The following is a 3,540-nucleotide window of genomic DNA, read 5'->3' on the forward strand; positions in this document are numbered from 1 at the left end:
CGTCGAGGTGCGCTCGGCCCATGGCGACAGCCACCTCGGCCACGTCTTCCCCGACGGCCCGCGCGACCGTGGCGGCCTGCGCTACTGCATCAACTCCGCCGCGCTGCGTTTCGTGCATCGCGACGACATGGAGCGCGAAGGCTACGGCGCCTACCTGGACCAGGTGGAGGCGCCGCGATGAGCACCGAGCGCGCGGTCCTGGCGGGCGGCTGCTTCTGGGGCATGCAGGAGCTGATCCGCCACATCGACGGCGTGCTGTCCACGCGCGTGGGCTACAGCGGCGGCGACGTGCCCAACGCGACCTACCGGAACCATGGCACGCATGCCGAGGCCATCGAAGTGATCTTCGACCCGGCGAGGCTGAGCTACCGGCGCCTGCTGGAGTTCTTCTTCCAGATCCATGACCCCTCCACCCCCGACCGCCAGGGCAACGACCGCGGCCCCTCCTACCGCTCGGCGATCTACTACGCGAGCGCGGAGCAGAAGCGCATCGCCGAGGACACCATCGCCGACGTCGACGCCTCCGGCCTCTGGCCCGGCAAGGTGGTGACGCAGGTCGAGCCGGTGGGCGATTTCTGGGAAGCCGAGCCCGAGCACCAGGACTACCTGCAGCGCTATCCCACCGGCTACACCTGCCACTACCCGCGGCCGGGCTGGGTGCTGCCGCCCCGCTGACCGTGCGGCCCGTGCCACGCGGTCGCAACGCCATCCGGGCGTGGCCGAACGCCGGGGGAAGCCTGCGGCGCGCCGGCGCGAATCCGCGCCCAGCGGCTGCGCCCGTAGCCGGCCGGAGGCCGCGTCCGGCGCCGGTCAGGCCGCTCCGCCCGCAGGGAACTCGAGCACGCGTGCGGCGACGGGTGCGAGCTGGCGCACCGCGGCCCGCTCGAACCCGGTCGGCTCGCGCACGTCGCGGTGGTAGACACCGAAGGTGCCCAGCACGCGCTGGTCCACCAGCGATCGGATCGGATGGCTCCACGCGCCGACATACCCCAGCGCCAGCGGCAGGCGACCGAGTTCGCGCCAGCGCCCGTAGGCCACGAAGCTCGGGGTCACCACTTCCTCGCCGGTCGCTGCGGCCGCGGCGCAGGTGCCCACGTCCGGGTTGGGCGCGAGCCCGTCGATGGCGGCCAGGTAGTCGGGCGGCAACCGCGGCGAGGCGGCGCTGCGAAGGCGCCCGCGCTCGTCGAGGAACAGGATGCTCGCGGCCCCGCCCCCGTCGACGATGCGGTCGATCGCGCAGGCCAGCGCGTGCAGCACCGCCTCCGCGGGCTCGCCGCGGCGGATGCGTCGCAGGCAGTCCTCGCGCACCTGTGCGATCGCGTCGGGATCCGGAGTCGTACCCATGGCCCGACTATATGCCCCACGACCGGTGAGGCGGCCGTGGCGGCGCCGGGCACCCGCCGCCGCAGCAGCGCGGCATCACGGGCGCGCACGCGCCGCCGTGTACCGTCGTCCCATGGCCATCCTGATCGGCACCGCGGGCTGGACCGATCCCAGCCTCATCAAGTCCGGGCGCTTCTATCCCAAGGGCGTGAACACCGCCGAGTCGCGCCTGCGCTACTACGCCAGCCGGTTCCCGCTGGTGGAAGTGGACTCGAGCTACTACGCGCTGCCCAGCGAGGCCAATGCGCGCCTGTGGGTGCAGCGCACGCCGGAGGACTTCGCCTGGAACGTCAAGGCCTTCCGGCTGTTCACCGGGCACCAGACGCCGGCCGCCGCGCTGCCGCGCGACGTGCAGGAGGCCTTGTCGGCGCACTTCCGCGAGAAGAAGACGATCTACTACAAGGACGTGCCCGACGAGCTGCGCGAGGAGCTGTGGTCGCGCTACGAACGCGGCGTGCGGCCGCTGCACGAGGCCGGGCGCCTGCGGGCGCTGCATTTCCAGTTCGCGCCCTGGGTGGTGCCCTCGCCGGACTGGAAGCGCCACCTCGAGGAATGCGTGGGCCGGCTGCCCGGCTACCAGCTCGCCTTCGAGTTCCGCAACCGCAGCTGGTTCGACGGCGAGCACGACGAGCGCACGCTCGCCATGGAGCGCGACCTCGGCGTCGCGCACGTGGTGGTGGACGAGCCGCAGGCGGGCGCGCGTTCGATCCCGGCGGTCTGGCGCACCGCGTCCGAGCGCATGGCCATCGTGCGCATGCACGGGCGCAACCACGAGACCTGGAACGCGCGCGGCCTGAAGGCGGCCAGCGAGCGCTTCGACTACGACTACAGCGAGGACGAGCTGCGCGAGGTGGCCCGGCCCATCCGCCGGCTCGCGCGCGAGGTCGACGAGCTGCACGTGGTGTTCAACAACAACAACGGCGACCAGGGCCAGCGCAACGGGCGCTCGCTGATGAAGATCCTCGGCGACCTGGCCGTGCAGCCCGCGGAAGCCGGGGCCGCAGCCGGCGACTAGCCCTCGAGCATGTCCGCACCGGAGGCCGCGCGGGCTGCTCGCGTCCGCGGCTCTGCCCTTGCGCGACGGGGAAAGAGCGCGGCTCCAGGCCGGGGCCGGCTGCTGCGAAGATGCGCGTGCATCGCGGAGCAGAAAAACGGAGTGTCGACCGTCGGGCGCGGCCGATGATCAGTCGATGCCCCGCCGTCCTCGCGCAGTCGACATCCACCCGACGCCGATCGCCTCGTCGCGGTCGACATCGACCCGATGCCGATTGCCGCGGCACGCTCGACACCCTCGCGATGCCGTCATGTCCGTGATCGCGGACATCCGGGAACGTTGGCCTCTTCGATGCTGGTTCCTGCTCGGCACCGGGCGCTCATCCAACCCGCTTCCCGAGGAACCCACGGCGCGCCGATGGAGCCTGCACCGTCGCCCAGCGAAAGCCTGACCGGGTACCCGGCTTCCGCACGCACCAGGCATCCCGGCATCGCCTCGAACGCAGGCGCGCCCTACCGCCCGGCCGGCCGCGCCTGCAGCCCCAGCGCCTCGGAGATCACGCGCATGCCCTCGTCGTCGCGGCTGTGGGTGATCCAGCCGGCGTGCAGGCCGGGGCCGGCCTCGCGCGTCCACAGCGTGTAGTCGTGCTCGCGCAGGCGGTCGTATGCGGTCTCCAGCAGCGCCTCGGTCTCGGCCCCGTCGAGGAACTCGTCGTCGGTGGGATCCTCCACGCCCCAGTCGATGCGCAGCCCCAGCCGCGAGGCCAGCTCGTCCAGGCTCTCCACCAGCCCGCGTGCATCGTCCTCGGCCACGTGGAAGCCCGATTTCCAGTCGATCGCCTCGCGCAGCGCTTCCAGCGCGGCGTCGACCTCGTCGCTGCCGGCCGCGATCTCCTGCCAGGTGGCGAACTGCGCGGCGGCGCCATCCTCGTCGCCGGGGTTGATGAGCAGCAGCAGCTGCCAGACCACGGCCGACAGGGCGGCCTCGTCGTCGAGCTCGCCCTGCGCGTGGAAGGCCTGCGCGAAGTTGTCGTCGGGGTCGAAGTCGCTGTGCATGGCGGCAGGTACGGGGAAAGGCGCGCAGCGTAGCGGGTCGGCGGGCTGCGCCGCGCGACGTGCACGCGGCCGGCGGACGGACGGGCGCCCGCGGCGTGGCGGGCGGGC

General features: G+C 72.7%; 5 protein-coding genes. 3 read left to right on the plus strand and 2 right to left on the minus strand.

What is annotated here, in order from left to right; translation table 11 throughout:
- A partial coding sequence (locus EYQ95_RS25890) for a peptide-methionine (R)-S-oxide reductase (RefSeq protein ID WP_207916704.1) occupies positions 1-181 on the plus strand: 181 nt, incomplete at its 5' end.
- Positions 178-675: a peptide-methionine (S)-S-oxide reductase MsrA gene (msrA, locus tag EYQ95_RS25895; RefSeq protein WP_132332054.1), complete on the plus strand. Its 498-nt coding sequence runs from the start codon at positions 178-180 to the stop codon at positions 673-675. The genes EYQ95_RS25890 and msrA, both read left to right, overlap by 4 nt.
- Positions 676-810: 135 nt before the next feature.
- Here msrA and EYQ95_RS25900 read toward each other — a convergent pair whose 3' ends face one another.
- Complete coding sequence (locus EYQ95_RS25900) at positions 811-1,344, minus strand: GAF domain-containing protein (protein WP_132332056.1); 534 nt, start codon at positions 1,342-1,344, stop codon at positions 811-813.
- Between the two features lie 112 nt (positions 1,345-1,456).
- Between EYQ95_RS25900 and EYQ95_RS25905 the strand changes: the two genes are divergently transcribed.
- Complete coding sequence (locus EYQ95_RS25905; RefSeq protein ID WP_132332058.1) at positions 1,457-2,398, plus strand: DUF72 domain-containing protein; 942 nt, start codon at positions 1,457-1,459, stop codon at positions 2,396-2,398.
- 491 nt (positions 2,399-2,889) lie between these two features.
- Here EYQ95_RS25905 and EYQ95_RS25910 read toward each other — a convergent pair whose 3' ends face one another.
- Positions 2,890-3,432: a hypothetical protein gene (locus EYQ95_RS25910; RefSeq protein WP_132332060.1), complete on the minus strand. Its 543-nt coding sequence runs from the start codon at positions 3,430-3,432 to the stop codon at positions 2,890-2,892.
- Positions 3,433-3,540: the final 108 nt, after the last annotated feature.

The organism is Lysobacter sp. N42 (assembly GCF_004344885.1).

What these genes read in the sequence shown, in the direction of transcription:
- EYQ95_RS25900 (WP_132332056.1), bottom strand. Translation starts at nt 1,344, where the DNA reads ATGGGTACGACTCCGGATCCCGACGCGATCGCACAGGTGCGCGAGGAC.
- EYQ95_RS25910 (WP_132332060.1), bottom strand. Translation starts at nt 3,432, where the DNA reads ATGCACAGCGACTTCGACCCCGACGACAACTTCGCGCAGGCCTTCCAC.
- msrA (WP_132332054.1), top strand. Translation starts at nt 178, where the DNA reads ATGAGCACCGAGCGCGCGGTCCTGGCGGGCGGCTGCTTCTGGGGCATG.
- EYQ95_RS25905 (WP_132332058.1), top strand. Translation starts at nt 1,457, where the DNA reads ATGGCCATCCTGATCGGCACCGCGGGCTGGACCGATCCCAGCCTCATC.